Annotated in this window: 19 protein-coding genes; 9 read left to right on the top strand and 10 right to left on the bottom strand. The window is 40.0% G+C overall.

Annotation, left to right across the window (positions count from 1 at the left end):
• The first annotated feature begins 173 nt into the window (after positions 1-173).
• Entirely contained in the window at positions 174-1,034 is an 861-nt protein-coding gene (locus MN204_RS16080) for a 3D domain-containing protein (protein ID WP_249872108.1), read from the top strand.
• A gap of 221 nt (positions 1,035-1,255) precedes the next feature.
• Positions 1,256-2,272, top strand: a complete 1,017-nt coding sequence (locus tag MN204_RS16075) for a multicopper oxidase domain-containing protein (RefSeq protein ID WP_249872107.1) — start codon at positions 1,256-1,258, stop codon at positions 2,270-2,272.
• A 332-nt stretch (positions 2,273-2,604) separates the two neighbouring features.
• Here the strand turns inward: MN204_RS16075 and MN204_RS16070 are convergent, their stop codons facing one another.
• From MN204_RS16070 to MN204_RS16050, 5 genes are all read right to left on the bottom strand, one after another.
• The gene (locus tag MN204_RS16070; RefSeq protein ID WP_249872106.1) at positions 2,605-3,810 is read right to left on the bottom strand and encodes an aminotransferase; all 1,206 of its coding nucleotides are present in this window, start codon (positions 3,808-3,810) and stop codon (positions 2,605-2,607) included.
• Positions 3,807-4,310, bottom strand: a complete 504-nt coding sequence (locus tag MN204_RS16065) for an Lrp/AsnC family transcriptional regulator (RefSeq protein WP_249872105.1) — start codon at positions 4,308-4,310, stop codon at positions 3,807-3,809. The genes MN204_RS16070 and MN204_RS16065 overlap by 4 nt, the downstream gene beginning before the upstream one ends.
• A gap of 77 nt (positions 4,311-4,387) precedes the next feature.
• The gene (locus MN204_RS16060; RefSeq protein ID WP_249872104.1) at positions 4,388-4,672 is read right to left on the bottom strand and encodes a YrdB family protein; all 285 of its coding nucleotides are present in this window, start codon (positions 4,670-4,672) and stop codon (positions 4,388-4,390) included.
• Positions 4,673-4,725: 53 nt separating this feature from the next.
• Entirely contained in the window at positions 4,726-5,415 is a 690-nt protein-coding gene (locus MN204_RS16055) for an MBL fold metallo-hydrolase (protein WP_249872103.1), read from the bottom strand.
• Positions 5,412-6,041 carry a TetR/AcrR family transcriptional regulator gene (locus MN204_RS16050; protein WP_249872102.1) on the bottom strand — a complete coding sequence of 210 codons (630 nt, stop codon included), beginning with the start codon at positions 6,039-6,041 and terminating at the stop codon, positions 5,412-5,414. The genes MN204_RS16055 and MN204_RS16050 overlap by 4 nt, the downstream gene beginning before the upstream one ends.
• Positions 6,042-6,500: 459 nt before the next feature.
• On the opposite strand from MN204_RS16050, the gene MN204_RS16045 reads away from it, so the two are divergent.
• Positions 6,501-7,412, top strand: a complete 912-nt coding sequence (locus MN204_RS16045) for an AEC family transporter (protein ID WP_249872101.1) — start codon at positions 6,501-6,503, stop codon at positions 7,410-7,412.
• A gap of 112 nt (positions 7,413-7,524) precedes the next feature.
• Here the strand turns inward: MN204_RS16045 and MN204_RS16040 are convergent, their stop codons facing one another.
• The 5 genes from MN204_RS16040 to MN204_RS16020 form a co-directional block, all read right to left on the bottom strand.
• Positions 7,525-7,983, bottom strand: a complete 459-nt coding sequence (locus MN204_RS16040) for a DinB family protein (protein ID WP_249872100.1) — start codon at positions 7,981-7,983, stop codon at positions 7,525-7,527.
• 100 nt (positions 7,984-8,083) lie between these two features.
• Positions 8,084-8,890, bottom strand: a complete 807-nt coding sequence (gene phnE, locus MN204_RS16035; protein ID WP_249872099.1) for a phosphonate ABC transporter, permease protein PhnE — start codon at positions 8,888-8,890, stop codon at positions 8,084-8,086.
• 14 nt (positions 8,891-8,904) lie between these two features.
• Positions 8,905-9,720: a phosphonate ABC transporter, permease protein PhnE gene (gene phnE / locus MN204_RS16030; protein ID WP_249872098.1), complete on the bottom strand. Its 816-nt coding sequence runs from the start codon at positions 9,718-9,720 to the stop codon at positions 8,905-8,907.
• Complete coding sequence (gene phnC, locus MN204_RS16025) at positions 9,713-10,486, bottom strand: phosphonate ABC transporter ATP-binding protein (protein ID WP_249872097.1); 774 nt, start codon at positions 10,484-10,486, stop codon at positions 9,713-9,715. The genes phnE (MN204_RS16030) and phnC overlap by 8 nt, the downstream gene beginning before the upstream one ends.
• Positions 10,487-10,684: 198 nt before the next feature.
• The gene (locus MN204_RS16020; protein WP_249872096.1) at positions 10,685-11,785 is read right to left on the bottom strand and encodes a phosphate/phosphite/phosphonate ABC transporter substrate-binding protein; all 1,101 of its coding nucleotides are present in this window, start codon (positions 11,783-11,785) and stop codon (positions 10,685-10,687) included.
• Between the two features lie 210 nt (positions 11,786-11,995).
• Here MN204_RS16020 and trhA point away from each other — a divergent pair, with 210 nt between their 5' ends.
• From trhA to speB, 6 genes are all read left to right on the top strand, one after another.
• Positions 11,996-12,637 (top strand): PAQR family membrane homeostasis protein TrhA, encoded by a 642-nt coding sequence (trhA, locus tag MN204_RS16015; protein ID WP_249872095.1) that lies wholly within the window; start codon positions 11,996-11,998, stop codon positions 12,635-12,637.
• A 406-nt stretch (positions 12,638-13,043) separates the two neighbouring features.
• Positions 13,044-14,234, top strand: a complete 1,191-nt coding sequence (metK, locus tag MN204_RS16010; protein ID WP_249872185.1) for a methionine adenosyltransferase — start codon at positions 13,044-13,046, stop codon at positions 14,232-14,234.
• Positions 14,231-15,730, top strand: a complete 1,500-nt coding sequence (locus MN204_RS16005) for an aminotransferase class I/II-fold pyridoxal phosphate-dependent enzyme (RefSeq protein WP_249872094.1) — start codon at positions 14,231-14,233, stop codon at positions 15,728-15,730. Before metK ends, MN204_RS16005 begins: the two co-directional genes overlap by 4 nt.
• 11 nt (positions 15,731-15,741) lie before the next feature.
• Entirely contained in the window at positions 15,742-16,164 is a 423-nt protein-coding gene (gene speD, locus MN204_RS16000) for an adenosylmethionine decarboxylase (protein ID WP_368858677.1), read from the top strand.
• Positions 16,164-17,009 carry a polyamine aminopropyltransferase gene (gene speE / locus MN204_RS15995; protein ID WP_249872093.1) on the top strand — a complete coding sequence of 282 codons (846 nt, stop codon included), beginning with the start codon at positions 16,164-16,166 and terminating at the stop codon, positions 17,007-17,009. The genes speD and speE overlap by 1 nt, the downstream gene beginning before the upstream one ends.
• Positions 17,009-17,869 carry an agmatinase gene (gene speB / locus MN204_RS15990; RefSeq protein ID WP_249872092.1) on the top strand — a complete coding sequence of 287 codons (861 nt, stop codon included), beginning with the start codon at positions 17,009-17,011 and terminating at the stop codon, positions 17,867-17,869. The genes speE and speB overlap by 1 nt, the downstream gene beginning before the upstream one ends.
• Positions 17,870-18,231 lie beyond the last annotated feature (362 nt).

Genomic DNA, 18,231 nt, shown 5'->3' with positions numbered 1-18,231 from the left:
TGACAGGCCCCATTATATGCGAGAGAGATGGGGAATAGACCGGATTGGATTAAGTATATCTAATATTTAATATAATCAGATAACTTGTAACATTCTCTTAAACAAGCTGTAACCACAAATCGTTTTTGCTGTGATAACATTAAATTTGTCAATAATAAAAGGGGGACTACATAATGAAAAAGTTAGTAGCCGCATTTATAGGGTTGATCATGGTTAGTATTGCTGCGACGTCCGTATCAGCATCTGAATATGAAGTGGAAAAGGGAGATAACCTTTGGAACATTGCCATTGACAATAAAACAACTGTCGAAGAATTAATGGAGATAAATGATCTGAAATCTTCTTTGATTCATCCAAAACAGGTATTGAAAATAGAACAGACTGCAATAGAATATTATATGGTGCAGGAAGGTGACACCTTAAGCGAAATTAGAAAAGCTTATGGTGATGATATATCGGTAAAAGATCTGAAAGAATGGAATGACCTTTCTTCAGACCTGATCATTGTTGGCCAGCAGCTCATAGTGAGTGATCCTGGTCCTGGAGTAAAGCAGGAGGCTGAGGATCAATCGGAGCAAACAGCAAGTGTCGAGAATCAAGTCACGGAAACAGAACAGGCTGAAGAGACCGTATCAAGCATGGAAAACAATGAGCAGGAGGTAGATACGGCTGAAGTAAATACACAGAATACAGAAGAGAAAGCTGCTGCTCAAACGCAGGAAACACAAACAGAGGAGCCGGCTGGCAGGACATTTTCTGTGGAGGCAACGGCTTATACTGCAGGTTGTAACGGATGTTCCGGAATTACAGCTACTGGTATCAACTTGAATAATGACCCATATGCAAAAGTAATCGCAGTCGATCCGAACGTTATCCCTCTTGGTACAAATGTTTATGTTGAAGGTTATGGATATGCTGTTGCAGGAGATACCGGTGGTGCTATTAAAGGGAATAAAATTGATATTCATGTGCCGACGAAAACCGAAGCCTATAATTGGGGCAGAAGGACGGTGAAAATAACTATTTTAGAGTAATTAGGAAGCATGGGGACAGTTCTTCTGATGGAAGCAGAAGAACCGTCCCCATGCTTCTTTTTTTTGACATAATTTGGACATAAAGGGCTTCAAACAAGTGATGTAAATCACAGGTTGAAAACGCTTAACAATCTATACTTAAATTAAAGATAAGAGAAAAGCCATACCGCAAAACGTGGCTGATTCATTCATCTTATCTAAACTCTAATGAGGTGAGGATCATGCATTTAAGTAAACGTTTTGTTGGTTTAGCCACTGGTCTACTTTTAAGTACAGTTATATTATCAGCCTGTAATAGTGAGGAAGCCCTGGAAGTGAAGGATACAGTTAGTGCAGAAGAAAGTGAAGTAGCCGTCATTGGACCGCATGAAGACTTGAACCAGCCACCAGTTGCACCTGGAGTGGAACGCGATGGTAGCGATGTCTATATTAACATGACCGCACAGATTACCGACATTGAAATTGAAAAAGATTATAACTACAAAGCTTGGACATTTAACGGTGAAGCACCAGGTCCTGTCATTGTTGTCAACGAAGGGGATACACTTCATTTCACATTGGATAATCTGGATCCTTTAATTCCGCATAGTATGGATTTTCACGCTGTCCATACAGCACCTGATACTGGCTTTGCAGATGTAGGTCCTAATGAAGAAGGAACATTTGTATATCAAGCAAACAGCCCTGGAGTATTTATGTATCATTGTGGAACCGCACCAGTTTTATCACATATTGCAAATGGGATGCATGGAGTCATCATTGTTAAACCTGCTGATGGTTACCCAACAGATGATGAAATTGATAGTGAGTTCGTCATTATTCAAAATGAATGGTACAAATATAATGACCTGAATGATATGACAAATGGTGTACCATCCCAAGTTGTATTTTCTTCAAAAGTGCTTCCTGATGGAGATCAGCCAAATACGGACGGAACCGTGGGAGCATTGATTGATGAACCGCTTTACGCAAAAGAGGGAGATAAAGTAAGATTCTATATCGCCAACATGGGACCAAATGAGTTTTCAAGCTTCCATGTTATTGGAACAGTGTTTGATGATGTGTATATAGATGGACATCCATATAACCATCAAAAAGGAATGCAAACAGTCGGTTTACCGGCAAGTGGTGGTGCAGTTGTTGAATTTACTTTAAAAGAAGCTGGACAGTATAAATTTGTAACCCATCAATTTAACCACGTGGAAAAAGGAGCAGCAGGGAAAATTATCGTTGAATAAATCCACCATATAAAAACGTTCCATATTGCTACATGGAACGGCTATAATAGAACCCTAAGAAGAGGGTAGGCATATGTAAAGAAATAATCCCTCACGGCCTGGCTAAAGGACGTGAGGGATTATTTTTTTGGAAGTAAGAAAGCATAAACTTCCATACTTGCATAAATGCAACGAAAGCATTCACCCAAATGCTTAGGCAATTGGCAAGTTGGACTTCAGCAGATAGAAACGCTACTCTTTGCGTAAATAGGCTTCGGCCTTGGTCTTTGTTTTCTTAAGAAGAAGGTTAAAAAAAGCCCCAGTCCCTAAGTCTGGGACTTTTCACATTCTCTTTATTTTACTTTTTCTAATTCTTGACTTGTCTTGCCTTCAAGCGACTTGGTAAATCGCCCGATTCGATTCATTGCTTCCTGCAGCTGTTCAATGGAAGTTGCATAGGAACAACGTATATAACCTTCTCCTGATGCTCCAAATGCATTTCCTGGAACAACAGCAACTTTCTCCTGTTGAAGTAATTCTTCAGCGAACTGTTCGGAAGTAAGCCCGGTTTTTTTAATTGAAGGAAATACATAAAATGCTCCACCTGGCGTATGGCAGTCCAAACCGATTTTATTCAGTGACTGGACAGTGAAATTTCTTCTTCGCCAGTAATTTTGCTTCATTTTTTCTACATGGTCGGAACTGTTCCGCAATGCTTCAATTGCTCCGATCTGCAGCATATATGGTGCACACATCGTTGTGTATTGGTAAATTTTAATCATGACGCTTATGAATTCACTTGGGGCGGATAAAAATCCTAAACGCCAGCCGGTCATGGCAAAGCCTTTTGAGAAACCATTGATTAAAATGGTTCTTTCATACATCCCCGGAATTGCTGCAAAGCTGGTATACTCCTGGTCATAAGCCAATTCAGCATAAATTTCATCGGAAACGACGAGAAGATCATGTTTTAGAACAACGTTAGCAATTTCTGTAAGTTCATCCTTATTTAAACAGGTGCCTGTTGGGTTATTTGGTGAACATAGCAAAATTGCCTTTGTCTTGTCGGTGATTGCAGCTTCTAGTTGTTCAGGAGTTATTTTAAATCCGTTTTCTTCCTTTGTGGCAATCCTTACTGGTACACCGCCTGCCAATGTAACAAGTGAAGCATACGAAACAAATGCAGGTTCAATCACTAGAACTTCATCCCCGGGATTCAAAATCGCCCGAAATGCCAAATCCAGTGACTGACTGGCGCCAACGGTAACAATTACCTGGTCTTCAGCCCGATAATCGACGTGGAATTTCCTTTTAAGATACGCAGTGATTTCCTCACGCAGTTCAAGCAGTCCGGCATTGGCTGTATAGGATGTATATCCGTCCTGTAATGCTTCCATAGCAACTTCACGAATGTTCCATGGAGTGACAAAATCAGGCTCTCCTACCCCAAGGGAGATGACGCCTTCCATACTTGCTGCCAAATCAAAAAACTTACGAATGCCAGACGGTTCAATATCAATTGCTGTTTTGGAAAGGTAATTTTGATAATTCATGCTCATGGAGAAATCACCATTCTGCGATCTTTGTCATCATTTCCTTCAACAATCACACCATCGTGCTTATATTTTTTTAACATAAAGTGGGTTGTTGTGGAAACGACATTTTCAATCGAAGCTAATTTATTGGAGACGAACAAGGCAATTTCCTTCATTGTCTTACCTTCAACAGTGACCGAAAGATCATATGTACCTGACATGAGATACAGTGATGTGACCTCTGGGTAGCGGTAAATTTGTTCTGCGACTTCATTAAAACCAACGTTTCGCTGTGGTGTTACTTTCACATCAATCATCGCTACAACCGTTTCGTTACCCTCAATCTTGTTCCAGTCTATGAGGGTAGGGTAACTTACAATTATTTTTTCGTCTTCCAATTTTTTTATAAGCTTTGTTACATTTTCTTCACTCGTCTGCAGCTGCATGGCAATTGCTTCTGTCGAGACTTTATGATTTTCTTCAAGTATCGATAAAATGTTCAATTCTTCATTATTCAGTTTCACGACAGTCCTCCTTCCAGTTTTCCAAGCCTTATGAAAAACTGTAATGAAAAGATTATATCACAATCCGGTGCCTGCCACTACCCGATTTTTGTCGAATCTTGTCGGTTGGTTAGGCTAAAATAGAAGGCGGCAGCTGCAATTGCGAATAATATTATTTTAACGATGGTTCTTAGTGGTACTTCCAGACGGTAGGGTGCTTTCGGCGCAATGTAGTAACTCCAAAAAATAGAAACGAGTAGCGGTGTTCCAATACCAAATAGAATTTTTACAAATCGTCCTTTGTTTAACGAAAATCCCCAGTAGGCAAATGCAACAAGGGATGCCAACTCCATTAAAAATAGGAAAGCATATACAATAATCATCCTATTCATTTCCTTTCTTTAGCGTACTTATTTTCTTTCATTGCATACTAAATCTAGCCAATCCTCTTCAGTAATTCACTTTCCATTTTTTTCATATATTCATCCAATTGTTTTGCAGGTTGATAAACCGTATTGCCATGACAAACCTCTAACTGTTTCGGATTCAGCTGCTCTACAACAACACTGCTTTTAACAGCTTCCTTCATATCCCCGGTAAACATTGGCATCGGTCTATGAAGTTTCCCTCTTTTGCTCGTGAAAAGGTCTCCTGCCAGTAACACTTGATCTTCTTCGTGATAATAGACAACATGGCCAGGGGAGTGACCTGGAGTCAATATCGGGTGTAGTCCAGATACAGATAGTAACCGGTCTTGTTCATCTGATTGCAGTGGTTGGACAATCCCCTTTGCAACATTCTTTTCGTATTTCTTTCGCCTTGGATAGAGCTGATTTCCTTCCATAAACGGTATTTCGATTTCGTGTGCATAGACTGGTACATTGTTTTCTTGTAAAATTTTCGTCAATGCACCAACATGATCGCCATGTCCGTGCGTAAGCAGAATACGTTTAAGTGGACCGCTGTCCAGCTGATTTATAAATTTCAATATTCCACTTGCCAAAAACGGCATACCGGCGTCCACCAGCGTAACACCATCTTCTTCCTCCACAATCCATACATGAATAGGAATAAGCACCCAGCTTTTTATGCTCCAAATATGCTCGGAAACTCTTTTTATTTTCAATTTTCTCCCGCTCCTCGTTTCAGTTTTTCTTCAAATCCGTAAATAAGTACTTCAACCGCCGTATCAAATGTTGGGGTTAATCGTTCAATGAGAACTTCGGTTGGTTCATGCTGAAAAGAATAGGTGCTTAAAATTCCATACAGGTTGTAGAAGTAGATGCGCGAGAAATCGAGTAATTGTTCAGTGTCCTGTATAGAAAGGCATTGACCGAGAACTTGTTTCATGAATGTAAAAATCCTCAGGCGCATTTTATTGATTTCCAAATCGGGATTTGCTTCATCCACCCTCGTTGACTTCGCATTAATAAAGATGTTGTAAATGTTTTTGTTCCGTAAACAAAAGTGTATAAATTCATTGCTAATTTTTTTGAGTTTGACCTCAGGAGTATCGGACCGTGATTGAACAATATGCTGCATCTTTTCATGCAATGCTTCAAGGGAGGGCTTGGAAAACTGGTGAAGCAACTCCTCTTTATCCTTGTAATAAAGATAGATAGTTGTATGAGAGCAACCGGCTTCTTTAGCGATTTCTCTGATGGAAATTGCCTCATAACCTTTTTCCGAAAAAAGCTTTCCTGCCGCATCAAGAATCACCTTCTTCGTTTCTTCTGATCGTTTTCTTTTCATAAATTTGTTCACTCATTTCTATATTGGTAATGCAATAAAACTAACCACTGGTTATAATATAACCAGTGGTTAGTTAGGTGTCAAGATTATTTTTCTAAATACGAATAGATTCGTTCCCTTTCTATTTATTAATTAGAGAATGATGCTAAATGCAGGCAAAGATGAAGGGGATTGCGATATCGGTTTTGGTTGTCGCGGTGAAACGGGATCGGAGGGTAGGTCCACAAGTCCATCAGCTGATATTCAATCATTCTATTAACGTAAAATATCTATTAATTTTAACGAGCTATTTAGAGATTAAAACTTTAGTATGTTACTATATGATTGCAGGAAAGTGAATTCCTCGTTTCTCAGGTATAAAAGTATAAACGTACGAACCTGCTTACGTGCAACGAAGGCATAGGCAAAGCGATAGTTGCACGTATGCACTAATATGACAACAAGATAGGAGCATATGCATTGGCCAGTTTTAATGAACAGTTTATCTATTCAATTATTATCATAGCAGTAGGATATATCTTGAAGAGATCCACTGTTATAAAAGAGACAGACGGGGAAAGTCTGTCCAGAATCATATTTAATATTACACTCCCAGCACTTATTTTGGTTACTTTTAATGATATAACGATTGAGTATTCTCTATTTATGCTGATTATAATTGCATTTGTCTATGGATTGTTTGCAGCGGTTTTGGGTCTGCTCGTATTCAGAAAACAGTCGAGGGACGCAAAAGGGATGCTAGCTATGATGGTACCGGGCTTTAATATCGGTCTCTTTGCATATCCATTAGTGGAAGGAATTTGGGGAAGGGAAGGGATCCAGCATTTCGGCATGTTTGATGTCGGAAATTCCTTTATTGTGTTTGGGGTCTGTTACTTCATTGGTAGTTACTATGCCGGCGAGGGCGCAAAGTTAGATTTTAAAACCATGCTCGGAAAGATGAGTCGTTCGATTCCTCTACTGACTTACATTTTTGTCCTTATTCTAAATTTAGCGGGACTGAAGCTTCCGGCGGTTGTGATTGAAACTGCAGATATCATTTCATTTGCAAATATGCCACTGTCCCTATTACTTCTGGGTATCTATTTAAACTTTACGTTTGAACGGAAATACATCAATCTCATTTTCAAATATATGGCGGTCAAGTATATTCCGGGTATCATTATTGGTGTTATATTGTTTATCTACCTGCCATTTGATGACATGTTCAAATACACGGTACTAATAGGCTTGATTTTGCCTACTTCGATGTCGGTCCTGCCATATGCTGTTGAGTTTGAGTATGATAAACGATTTGTCGGCACAGTATCCAACATCACCATCATTGCCAGCTTCGTCCTCATGTGGATCGTAGCCAATTTCATGATTTAAGAGGAGGTGCCTGTCACTCCCCGAATATTGTCAGTTTTTGTCGATAGTTTACGAGTATTACTGCAGTTAATCGTTCGACAATTTTCAACATAAATCGGGCTGTGACAGGCACTTATTTGATGATTCTTTTTATGGTTTCCATGTGTAATGCTTCATGGTAAAAGCTGAATAGGAATGTTTCGCCGACAGTGTGGAATGTTATACCCATTCTGTTCGTATAAGGTGTAAGGAGTTTTTCTTCTAGGCCACCTTTGAGAGTTTCCCGTATTCTTCGTTTCTGTTCAGAGAGAACAATTGAAATTTCCCTCAGGGACGGAGGTGTCTGTTGCCAATCAGCAGGCTTTGTTCCCGGGCTGAATAATTCCTCGTATTCCTCAGGAAGCCCCATTTTTTTCCCTAGCACTCCGTAAACAAGATTCTCCTGTACAAATGCAATATGACCAAAGTTCCAGCGAATGTTGTTATTAAAGCCATTAGGAACGATATCGGCATCCTGTTCAGGTATACTATTTATTGCCTTTTCTGTAATGCCCCGGACTGTATCCATATGACGAAATATGATTTGCTCCATCTGAATCTTCTCCTTTTATTCTTCTCTCTAGTACTATTCTCGAAGATTCTTAAATTCCCTTTATTTTTCTGAAAAGATTTACAAGCTCTTTTCGGAAAGGTTAGCCTCTTACTAATCTAGTCCTTAGTTTGTTAGAAATGATCTCGACCAAAAGAATAAGTACAACAAGACCAATTAAAATAGAGCCAACTTCCTGCCAACGATAGGAATTCATTGCAAAAATCAGTGGTGCACCAATTCCACCGGCACCGACAAGTCCAAGAACAGCGGCATCACGCAGGTTCATATCAAAGCGATAGATCATAATGGACAAGAACATGGCAAATAATTGGGGAATGATTCCAAATCTTATTTTCTCAAAGGTTGTACAACCGATTGAACTCATCGATTCAAGCACACTAGTATCCAAATCTTCAACCGTGTCAGCATAAAGCTTGGAAAGCATCCCGATGGAAGTGAGTGACATCGTTAGTACACCTGCAAAAGGTCCTGGTCCTGTCACTCGGATAAACATTAGACCATATACAATTGCAGGTACGGTACGGATCATAATTAACAGTATTTTTGTTACAGAAGAAATTGGGGCGGGCACGATATTGGATGCCGACAGGAAGGCGAGCGGAATGGCCAATATCGATCCGATTATGGTTCCCAGGAATGCAATTGCTATCGTTTCAATCAATAAATAGGCAACACCACTTGAAGTGAAATTAAACAGGAGCTCCAGATCGGGATTTAAAATTCCGAGGATAATATTGGAAGCAATTATCAATCCACTGCTGTCCAATTGTCTTAATTCCACTGTTGATAATGACCATATAAAGAGGATGCACAAAATTATGGATACGGAAAATAAATATTTATAGTTTTTTGGTTCTGCAAGCATTTGTTTTTCAACAGCATTCACTACTAGTACCCCCATCAATTCAGTTTTTTTCTAAAATGTTCGCTTATGTTTTCGATAATGAATACGGTTATTACGAGCATAAGCAGGATTATGCCGACATTTGGATAATTCCGCCAGCCAAGTCCTTCGTTTAATAGAAGACCAATTCCACCAGCACCTACATATCCGAGAATCGCGGCATATCGGACGTTACCTTCAAAACAGAATAATGCCGTAGAAAGATAATTTGGCAGAATCTGAGGGATTATGGCGTAGCGAAAAGCTTGAATTCTAGTTAACCCCATAGACTCCATCGCTTCAAAAGCTCCCATATTCACATTTTCGATTTGTTCATATAATAGCTTTCCTACATATGCCAGGGTAAATAAAAAGATGGCAACCGTTCCCGCCATTGTTCCCAAGCCAAAAATAAATGTAGCGATCAATGCAGACACAAGTGTTGGCAGTGTGCGTAAGATGCTTAATGAAAATTTGGCAACCCCAGAAACGGCTTTGTTCCTTGTGATGTTTGAAGATGCCATTACAGCCGCAGGGACAGCAGCTGTAGCTCCAAGCAGAGAGCCAAGCAGTGACATTTTAATCGTATCCATTAATGGCCCCCATAGATGGGGTAAATACTCCCATGTAGGTGGAATCATCTGACCGATAATCACGAAGAATTGACTCCAGCGGTCCATAAGAATTTTCATGTCAAAACCAGTAATATTGACAGACACAATAATTGAAATTGTTATGAGAATCACGATTAGCGGAGTGCGTGATCTTTTTTCCTTAATTATTTTCCCATTGGGCAAGGTTAGTTTTTTTGGAAGAAAGATTTTATCATACATGTTCAGACACTTCCTCTTTATGTACGTTCTGTCTATTTCCGTATATTTCACTTAAGATTTCATCTGTTACTTGTGTTGATTTCCCGTCAAAAACGATTTCCCCATTGCGGATGCCGATAATCCGATCTGCATATTCCAGGGCCAGTTCAACGTGATGGATGTTCATAATTACAGAAATATTCGTTTCCTGATTGATTTTTTTGAAATCATCCATTACTTGTTTTGCTGTTACGGGATCAAGGGAAGCGACAGGTTCATCAGCCAAAATGATTGCAGGATTCTGGGCAATCGTCCTAGCCAAGGCGACACGCTGCTGCTGACCGCCAGATAGCTGATCGACACGATTATATGCTTTATCCAAAATACCAACCTGATCCAATGCGGATAATGCATCGATTTTATTTTTCATGGAATATATTCCAAGGACTTTTCTCCAGAAGGGCATTTCCGGGACTGCAGATACGAGGACATTTCTGATTACAGATGTGCGTGTCACCAAGTTGAAAGATTGGAAAATCATGCCGATACCTCTCCGGAAACGGCGGATTTCTTTCCCCCTTAGGGAAGCAACTTCGACATTGTTTACAATCAACTTACCATCTGTAATATCATGCATCCGGTTAATGCACCGGATTAAAGTCGATTTTCCTGCCCCTGATAATCCAATTACCGCGACATATTCCCCTTGGTCAATTTTTAAATTAATATTATGTAGGGCCTTAACACCATTTGGATATTTCTTTTCTACATCGATAAATTCTATCATAGCAATTCTCCATTCCTTTTTTAGAAAACGAAGGCATTTTTATAAGCCTTTTCGCAGAATGCCTTCGTTAAATTAATCAGGCAAGTTTATACTATCCTGCCTATTAGAAAACTTAGTTGTAAACGAGCCTTTCTGCCTAAAAAAATGAGAACATCCCCTGGAATGCTCTCATTTTTTGGTTTTTAAGTTGAAAATGAATTATTTAGAACCAAGATCTTGAACAATTTGCTGGGCTGCACGTTCATTATCATAGTCAGAATCCACAGCTTCCTGATATCCTTCATGATTGTAGATTGCGATGACTTCTTTTCCTTCTTCTGTCTCTGAAATATTAATAAATGCTTTCTGTATTGCAGCTTTTAAATCGTCATCCATAATATCCGAATTTTTGCTGACGCTGATAGTATCATTGTAGATGGCTGGGGTCACACCAATCACATTTGTTTCATCCCAAATGGATTCACTGCGTCCGTAATCATCTGTCCATGTATCGACAAAATCCCGACGTGCATCAGCATATGTAACTAAAACATCAATTTGACCTTGAGCCAATCTTGCAAAAGAACTGCCGTAGGAATCTGCCTGTACAATGCTATCCAAATCTGTAATCGTCTGGTCAAAGTTTTCTTGCAACCATAATGCTGGATAAATATATCCGGCAGGGGAGGAGGATGACATGACACTCCACGATGCACTGTTTACATCTTCAAAGGTCAGCTCTTCACCGTTGTTCACTTTATCAGCCAGTTCTTGTCCTTTTTCAGAAGGCCCGGCGATGATCAATGCACGATAGGAAATTGCTTGAACGTCTGTTGGTTCAGTTGGTTTGTTATCGTTCCAATCTTTTGCATCATCGGAGTCATTATTCAAACCGGCTCTTGTGGATGTAAGGATTACTTCTGCACCGTCATCGTAAAGTACATAGGTTCCACCGGGAATTAATCCGATGTCAGAAGTTCCAGCTGAAAGTGCTTCCCCAACTGCTTCATAGTTTGTTCCGACTGTGATATCAACTTCATTAATATCATAGCCTAATGTAGCTAATTCCTCTGTTAACAATCCTTTTAAAGGTTCTGTTGCAGTGACAATTTCATCTGGATCTCTTGAAGGAACAAATCCAATGGAAAGTTTATCGATTTCAGTATTTGAACTTTCACCCTCTTCATTGCTATTGCTTTCTTCCGAAGTGCCCTCATCTGCACTGGATGCAGCATTAGATTCTGAATCTGTATCCCCACATGCTGCCAGCAGAACAACAAGCATAAGCATACCAAGGAAATAAAATAATCGTTTTGTCATTTCTCTTTCTCCCTCCGTTGTGTTGTAAAAACAATTACCGTGTAAGTATAAATTATTAGTATTAATATTCTGTTAATCATTTGTAAAACATTATTAATAAAGGTGAATTCTTACATATAATATGAACGCATGTAAAAGCTGTTGTACTATAATCATTCATCCCATCCTGTTATAATAAATTCTATACTGTTTAGAAAGTAGATGATTTGTTTGGCAGATACACATGTTTTTTCCAAGGGTGAAGAGATTGCGAATGCAGTTACCCATGGGATAGGAGCTATTTTAAGTCTTATAGGTTTAGTAGTATTGATTGTAGCCTCAACGATGCATGGCACTGCCTGGCATGTTGTGAGTTTTACGATTTTTGGGACGACAATGTTCCTTTTATATGTATCCTCGACGATGGTACATGCACTGTTACCCGGCAAGGCAAAAGATCTATTTGAAATATTTGACCATTCTTCCATCTACTTATTTATAGCTGGTACCTATACACCATTTACATTTCATATTATCCAGGGAACTCTTGGCTGGACGATGTTTGGAATTATTTGGGGACTGGCAATCGGGGGAGTTGTCTTTAAAGCTTTCTTCGTGAAAAAATATCTATTTACATCTACAGTGATTTATGTAGTAATGGGTTGGATCGTTGTGATTGGCTGGAACCAGATTATTGAAAATTTACATAGAAATGGCGTTATCCTGCTTGTAATTGGTGGACTATTCTATACGGTTGGAGCTGTCTTTTATGTATGGCGGGGGTTTAAATATCATCACTTAGTTTGGCATATTTTTGTTTTAGCTGGAACGACTGCACATTATTTCTGTGTCCTGTTGTATTTATTACCTTGAAAGAACGGCCAAGCCGGCTTCGTTTCCCGACGGCATTTGTGAACTATGGCATTTTCCGTTTAACTATGTCACTTTTCCAGTGAACATCGGCATTTCGTAGTTCCAAGGACAAATACTCCGTAATCCAACAATAAAAAATCCATTGACATGTGCATCGTTATCCATTAATATTATTTTCAGCATGAATAAAGTCTATCTTATTAATAGCCGTTGAGACGAGGGGTCGAAGATACGGTGGCAAACCAGTTTGGATCGAAAAATCCGAATATGGGGCCCAACCTGAGCGCAGAGCTTTTCAGTTCTGTGAACAATAAGAGGATAAGCAGCTGATATTAAATCGAAGCTTTCCTTAGGTTGTAGGAGAGCTTTTTTTGTGCCTAAAAAAGGAAATTTTTAGGAGGTCTTAATATTGGCAGAGAAGATTTTATTCACTTCAGAATCTGTTTCAGAAGGACATCCGGATAAAATTGCAGATCAGATTTCTGATGCTGTACTGGATGCAGCACTTGCACAGGATCCATTTTCCAGAGTGGCATGTGAAGTGTTTACAACGACAAATACGGTTATCGTAGGCGGTGAAATCACCACTGCGGCCAATTTAAATATTGAACAAGTCGCACGGGATACCTTAGTCGAAATTGGATATACCGATGATCGCTTTGGTATAGACGGGCGTACTTGTGATGTACACGTATTGGTTCACACGCAATCACCGGATATCGCAATGGGTGTCAACTCATCAAGTGACACAAAGGCAATCGGTGCTGGTGATCAAGGCATTATGTTTGGGTATGCAACCGATGAGACTCAGAGCTTGATGCCATTGCCGATTGAACTGGCACATTCACTAGTGAAAAAAGCTACCGAACTAAGAAAAAGCGGTGAATTCAAATGGGCACGTCCCGATATGAAGTCACAAGTAACCATTGACTATACAAATTCTGACAAGCCGAAAATCGACACGATCTTAATGTCCATTCAGCATGATGATGATTTTGATAAAGAAGTATTTGAAGATTTTGTTATTGAAAATATTATTAAAGAAACGGCAGTTGCGTTTCATTTAAATAAAGCATTCCGGATATTGATCAATCCAACAGGACGATTCGTAGTAGGCGGTCCACACGGTGATGCAGGTCTGACAGGACGTAAAATCATTGTAGATACGTATGGTGGTGCGGCTCGACATGGTGGTGGTGCATTTTCCGGTAAGGATTGCACGAAAGTCGACCGTTCCGCAGCTTATGCCGCTCGCTATGTCGCTAAAAATATCGTTGCAGCCGGATTGGCTAAAAAATGTGAAATCCAGTTGTCTTATGCAATTGGAGTGAGTGAACCGATTAGTATCGCGATCGAAACATTTGGAACTGAGAAGGCTTCACATGAGCAGCTATTGCTTTCAATTCGTGACATTTTCGACTTATCTCCAGCAGGTATTATCGACATGCTCGACCTCCGCAAGCCGCAATATAAACAAGTAGCAGCATATGGACATTTTGGCAGAAGTGATCTTGATCTACCATGGGAAAGAACGGATAAAGTACAGCACCTTAAACAGATGCTCGAAACCGATAAACTTGCAGGAGTCGGCCAATGATCAGTGGTCTTAAGGAACTTCTTGCCAAAAGCAGTCCCATGACAGATCAGGATAAGATGCCGTTATTTGAAGCTTTAGTCCAATATGCGAAAACAGATGTTACACCATTTGATGTCCCTGGTCATAAAATGGGGGCCAAAATGAATCCTTTGAAAAAAGTCCTTGGTGAAATGACGATGCGGATGGACGTTAACTCTATGAACGAGCTTGACCTGTTAAGCCATCCACAAACTGTCATTAAGGAAGCCCAGCAGCTCACAGCAAAAGCTTTTGGCGTAGACCACGCCTATTTTCTTGTGAATGGGACGACGATTGGCATACTCACCATGATTATGGCTGCCTGTAAACCGGGTGATGCTTTGATTGTGCCGAGAAATGCCCATAAATCGGTGATGGAAGGGATCGTATTAAGTGGAGCAAAACCAATATTCGTTCAACCGGAAATAGATTACTATTTTGGTATATCCCATAGTATTTCAGTTGCAAATGTAGAAAGAACAATGGAGGAGCACCCAGAAGCGAAGGTCCTGCTTGTCACCTATCCAACGTATTTTGGTTCCATGAGCGATTTGGAGGAAATTTGCCGTATTGCCCATGAAAAAGAAATAACAGTCATTGTAGATGGGGCGCATGGAGCACATCTAAGGTTTATGCCAGGTGAAATGACAGATCCGATTTCTGCTGGAGCGGATGCGGTAACGGTAAGCATGCATAAGACGGGTGGTTCTTTAACACAAAGTTCCCTGCTGCTTATCAAAAATGACAGGATTGCACAACGGACGATCCAAAAGGTGCTGAACATGCTGCAGACAACCAGTGCAAATTATTTGCTGATGGGCTCTCTAGATGTGGCCAGAAGGGATCTGGCAATGCACGGAAAGCAACGGTATTCGGAATTAAAGCCGATTATCGAAAAAGCGGTAAAAGCAATCGAGTCAGGTTCACGCTATGAAGTATTGAAAGCTGATTATGTGAAAGAACAATTCCAGCAAAGCTATGATTGGACGAAATTAGTTATCCGGGTTAATGGTGTGGGTTTAACCGGATTTGAAGTATATAGCCTGTTAAAGGAAAAATACGGTGTCCAAATGGAACTCGCAGAAGGTTACGTCATTATGGCCGTAATCACCAGTTCCGATACGGAAGAATCCATTGGCAGACTTGTATTTGCCTTAAAGGAAATTGAAAAAAGTTATGGTAAACGTAATGTCGTGATGTCAACGCAAGTAATAAATGATCAGGTGAATGAACTTGTATTATGCCCAAGAGATGCATTTTACGCAGAACAGGAGTCGGTTTCCATCGATGATGCTTATGGTCGGATCAGTGCAGATACGTTGATGATTTACCCACCAGGCATACCGCTTGTTATACCAGGTGAATTGATTTCTGAAGATGTGATTCAGCAATATCATTATTATCAGGAAACGCTGGGAAATGTGCTGACGGACACGAAAGAAGCGAACCATATTACAGTTATAAAGGAGAATGCATAATGGGAATGGATATTACAGCATTAGGGAGACACGTGTTGATTGAGTTTTATGGCTGCCCAAGTGATATTATCGAAGACAATGCCTTGATTGAAAAGTTTATGCGAGGAGCAGCAGATTACTCAGGAGCAACCATCGTTGAATCGGTTTTCCATCATTTTAACCCATATGGAGTTTCAGGGGCGGTCATTATAGCAGAATCGCATCTGACTATCCATACGTGGCCGGAATATGGTTTTGCTTCTGTTGATGTCTATACTTGTGGTGATTCCGTTAATCCTTGGAAAGCAGCAGACTACTTATCTGAAAAACTGCAGGCCAAAAAAACCGAATCATTTGAAGTGCCGCGTGGTATGGTTGATAAAATCCGCCAATTCGCGGAACAAGAAATCGTAGAAGTTAAAGTGAAAGCCCAAGAATTAGAAGGTGTGAAGTAATGAATTGGTATACGGAACAGTGGAGTCAAAATTGCAGATTTTCGATTGCTTATGATAAAGAAATATACAGTGAAAAAACGGCATTTCAGCAAATCGACTTTTATCAAGGGGAAGAATTTGGGACATTTTTCACGTTGGACGGTTTAATGATGGTAAATGAAAAAGATGAATTTATCTATCATGACATGATTGTGCATCCGGCATTTGCAACGAATCCCGGGATCAAGAAGGTACTGATTATTGGTGGGGGAGATGGCGGAACGGCCCGTGAAGTGCTGCGTTATTCCAGCGTGGAAGAAGTAGTGATGGCAGAAATCGACGAGCGTGTTTTTCGTTTATGCCAGCAATATTTGCCTGTCACTGCAAGTGGTGTGGAAGAAGACAGCAGAATGGAATTGCGTTTTGAAGACGGATTGGAATATGTAAGAAATGCAGCAGATCAATCCTTTGATCTAATTCTAGTTGATTCAACAGATCCGATTTCGGTTGGTGAAGGTCTATTTACAACGGAATTCTATAACGAATGCTATCGTGTATTAAATAAAGATGGTATTTTGATCAATCAGCATGAATCACCGTATTTTGCTGAATACGCCGAGAACATGAAGAAGGCTCACCGGAAAATTAAAACTATTTTTCCGATAACACATGTTTATCAATACCATATGCCAACATACCCTTCAGGTCACTGGTTGTTTGGATTTGCCTCGAAATCGTTTGATCCCCTTAAGGACATGGATGCGAATACCTGGAACGATTTTGGAATTAAAACGAAGTATTATAATACGGACCTTCATAAAGGAGCCTTTGGTTTGCCGAATTACGTGAAGGAGGCACTAAAGTAGTGAGGAATAAAGCACGCAACATAAGTACCTTCATAGGCTGTGAAAAGTCATACGAAGAAGCGGAGATTGTCCTGTTTGGCGTACCATTTGACGGCACGACAAGTTTCCGTCCGGGAACCCGCTTTGCAATGCAGGCAATCCGCCCAGACTCCTATGGGCTAGAAACCTATTCCCCATATCTGGATAAAGACCTCGAAGATGCTGCAATTTTTGATGGTGGCGATCTGGAATTATCCCTCGGAAATACTGCAAAAACAATGGAGCAGATTTTAGATTATACGAAGGAAGTTTTACAGGACGAAAAAAAATTCCTGATGGTAGGTGGAGAGCATCTTGTAAGTTTGCCTACTATTCAGGCTGCTTATGAAAAATATCCCGATCTGCACCTTATTCATATTGACGCGCATACAGATCTCAGGGAAGATTATTTAGGTGAAAAACTTTCCCATGCTTCTGTCATTCGCCGGTGCCATGAGTTTCTAGGTGACGATCGGATTTTCCAATTTGGAATTCGCTCTGGATTGAAGGAAGAATTTGAGTGGGCAAAAGAGCATACGTATCTTGAACGTTTTTCGTTGGATACGTTAAAAGAGAAGATACGTAATCTGGTAGATGTTCCTGTTTATATTACGATTGATTTAGATGTTCTGGATCCGGGTATTTTTCCTGGAACTGGAACTCCGGAACCAGGTGGGATTACGTATCGTGAATTATTAGATGCAATCAGTCAGCTTCAGGAATTGAATCAGATTGTAGCTGCTGATGTCGTGGAATTATCTCCGACCTATGATGCATCCGGAGCATCAACAGCTATTGCCTGCAAAACGATTAGAGAATTACTTCTAACGTTAGCAGAATAAAAATCTTAGAAAATAGCGCCCAATAATAGCATCATAGTTACCATTATTTTAAGAAAACATACCGAACAGAAACTGCACTCCAATGTTGGCCACTAGCTAACATTTGGGTGCAGTTTTCTTATAGCTAAATTTTTACAAAAGAACAAGCTTATTATCAATTAGAATTCTTACAGTCTTCGTTAACGATTTACGACGGAGCCTTTTTTCATCGTTATAAAGAAATATTGGATACGACTTTATTTTTACAGAAAAAATCAAGTGGAAGGTCAAAAACTAGCGAATAATAACGATCACAAAGATGATTAGACTTTGCTAAGAAAACGAAAATTGTAAAAGCGAGCGCAGTTCTTCATGACTGCGCT

This window comes from Oceanobacillus saliphilus, assembly GCF_023522835.1.
Lineage (GTDB): Bacteria > Bacillota > Bacilli > Bacillales > Amphibacillaceae > Oceanobacillus > Oceanobacillus saliphilus.
This window is presented reverse-complemented; position numbering and strand designations above follow the sequence as displayed.

Bases quoted from the DNA above. Each gene is read 5' to 3' on its own strand.
- phnC (WP_249872097.1), bottom strand. From the start codon at position 10,486: ATGATAGAATTTATCGATGTAGAAAAGAAATATCCAAATGGTGTTAAG.
- MN204_RS16080 (WP_249872108.1), top strand. From the start codon at position 174: ATGAAAAAGTTAGTAGCCGCATTTATAGGGTTGATCATGGTTAGTATT.
- MN204_RS16040 (WP_249872100.1), bottom strand. From the start codon at position 7,983: ATGGAGCAAATCATATTTCGTCATATGGATACAGTCCGGGGCATTACA.
- MN204_RS16050 (WP_249872102.1), bottom strand. From the start codon at position 6,041: ATGAAAAGAAAACGATCAGAAGAAACGAAGAAGGTGATTCTTGATGCG.
- speE (WP_249872093.1), top strand. From the start codon at position 16,164: ATGAATTGGTATACGGAACAGTGGAGTCAAAATTGCAGATTTTCGATT.
- MN204_RS16060 (WP_249872104.1), bottom strand. From the start codon at position 4,672: ATGATTATTGTATATGCTTTCCTATTTTTAATGGAGTTGGCATCCCTT.
- MN204_RS16005 (WP_249872094.1), top strand. From the start codon at position 14,231: ATGATCAGTGGTCTTAAGGAACTTCTTGCCAAAAGCAGTCCCATGACA.
- MN204_RS16075 (WP_249872107.1), top strand. From the start codon at position 1,256: ATGCATTTAAGTAAACGTTTTGTTGGTTTAGCCACTGGTCTACTTTTA.
- phnE (WP_249872098.1), bottom strand. From the start codon at position 9,720: ATGTATGATAAAATCTTTCTTCCAAAAAAACTAACCTTGCCCAATGGG.
- MN204_RS16020 (WP_249872096.1), bottom strand. From the start codon at position 11,785: ATGACAAAACGATTATTTTATTTCCTTGGTATGCTTATGCTTGTTGTT.
- MN204_RS16070 (WP_249872106.1), bottom strand. From the start codon at position 3,810: ATGAGCATGAATTATCAAAATTACCTTTCCAAAACAGCAATTGATATT.